We start from the raw sequence: 1,765 nt of genomic DNA, 5'->3' as shown, positions 1-1,765 counted from the left end.
TGCCGGAGATCGGCCGGGTCACGAAGACGCTGGGATCGCCGCCGGAGATCAGCAGGCTCTGCCGGAAGGCCGGTTCCAGAAGCCCGCCGAGGACGAACGCGAGGACGAGCGGGCCCGGCTCGAACCCGGCGCGGCGCATCAGGAAGCCGAGGACGCCGAACACCGCGACGACCCACAGGTCGAGCACGCTGTTGTTGACGCTGTAGACGCCCATCATCGTGACCAGGACGGCGAGCGCCGCCAGGATCCCCACCCGCACCCGGAGGATCTGGACGAACGCGCCGAGCAGCGGGATGTTGAGCAGCAGCAGGATCACGTTGCCGACCAGCATCGAGGCGATCACGCCCCAGAAGATCTCGGGGTCGTCGGTCACCAGCTGGGGCCCCGGGGTCACCCCCTGCACGAGCAGCGCGCCGAGGATCAGGGCGAGGACGGCGTTGGGCGGGATGCCGAGCGTCAGCAGCGGGATGAACGCGGACTGCGAGCCGGCGTTGTTCGCCGTCTCGGGTCCGGCGACGCCCTCGATCGCCCCCTTCCCGAAGCGCGACGGGTCCTTCGCCGCGCGCTTCTCGGCCGCGTAGGAGCCGAGGGACGAGACCATGCCGCCACCGCCGGGCAGGATCCCGAGCACGAAGCCGATGACGGTGCCCCGGCCGATCGCCGGCGCGCTCGTCCGCATGTCGGCCCGGGTCGGCCAGACCCGGCCGATGGCGCGGGTGACCATCTCTCCGCCGCCGCGCCGGGCGAGGGTGTGCAGCAGCTCGCCCACTCCGAACAGCCCCATCGCGACGGCGACGAAGTCCAGCCCGCCGAGGAGGTCCGGGCTGCCCACGGTGTAGCGCGGGCTGCCGTCGACCACGTCCTGCCCGACGGTGGCCAGCAGCAGGCCCACCCCCGCGCTCAGCAGCGAGGCGGTGAACGACCGGGTGCCGAGGTAGGCGGCGAGCAGGATGCCCAGGGCGGCGATGACCGCGAACTCCGGCGGGCCGAACCGGATCGCGAACGCGGCGAGGGCGGGTGCGAGCAGGGCGAGGCCGACGACCGCCGCCACCCCGCCCGCGAAGGAGCCCACCGCGGCGATGCCCAGGGCCGGACCGGCGCGTCCCTGCCTGGCCATCTGGTAGCCGTCGAACGTGGTGACCACGGACGCCGCCTCACCCGGCAGCCGCAGCAGGACCGACGTGATCGTGCCCCCGTACATCGACCCGTAGTAGATCCCGGCGAGCATGATCACCGCGGTCGCGGGCTCCAGCTCGAAGGTCAGCGGCAGCAGCAGGGCGATCGTGGCGGTGGGACCGAGTCCGGGGATGACCCCGACCACCATGCCGATCACGACACCGAGCAGCACGAACAGCAGGTTCTCGGGGGTGAGGGCGACCTCGATCCCGGTGAGCAGACCCGACACGACTACACCCCCGGGGCCAGCGGCCCGACGGGCAACGGAACCTGCAGCACCACGACGAACAGCACGTGCACGGCGACGACGCCGAGCACCGCCACCGTGATCGCCACCTTCCACGACTCGCCGAAGAGCCGGAGCCAGACGAGCAGCAGGGCGAACCCGGGCACCGGCATCCCGATGGCCGCGAACACCGGCACGAACGCCGCCGTCGCCGCGACGGCCACGGCCACGCGCCTGCCCGATCCGGGATCGACCTCCTCGATGCTCCTGGTGTCCGGCCGCAGCAGGAGCCGGACGGCACACCCGACGATGAGCAGACAGACGAGCCGATGACCGACGCCACGGTCACGACGAGACCGGCAC

2 protein-coding genes are annotated in these 1,765 nt (G+C 72.4%); both read right to left on the bottom strand.

Translation table 11 applies throughout. The annotated features are described in order from the left end of the window. Positions 1-1,405 (bottom strand): tripartite tricarboxylate transporter permease (locus H5J29_RS31405; protein ID WP_312858497.1); only part of this gene is annotated, 1,405 nt, incomplete at its 3' end. 2 nt (positions 1,406-1,407) lie between these two features. Next, positions 1,408-1,765, bottom strand: a 358-nt coding sequence (locus tag H5J29_RS31400) for a tripartite tricarboxylate transporter TctB family protein (protein WP_181784555.1), incomplete at its 5' end; no start/stop codon positions are given.

Source organism: Pseudonocardia pini, assembly GCF_013870575.1.
Lineage (GTDB): Bacteria > Actinomycetota > Actinomycetes > Mycobacteriales > Pseudonocardiaceae > Pseudonocardia > Pseudonocardia pini.
The sequence above is the reverse complement of the archived record's forward strand: the minus strand, read 5'-3'. Positions and strand labels throughout refer to the sequence as shown.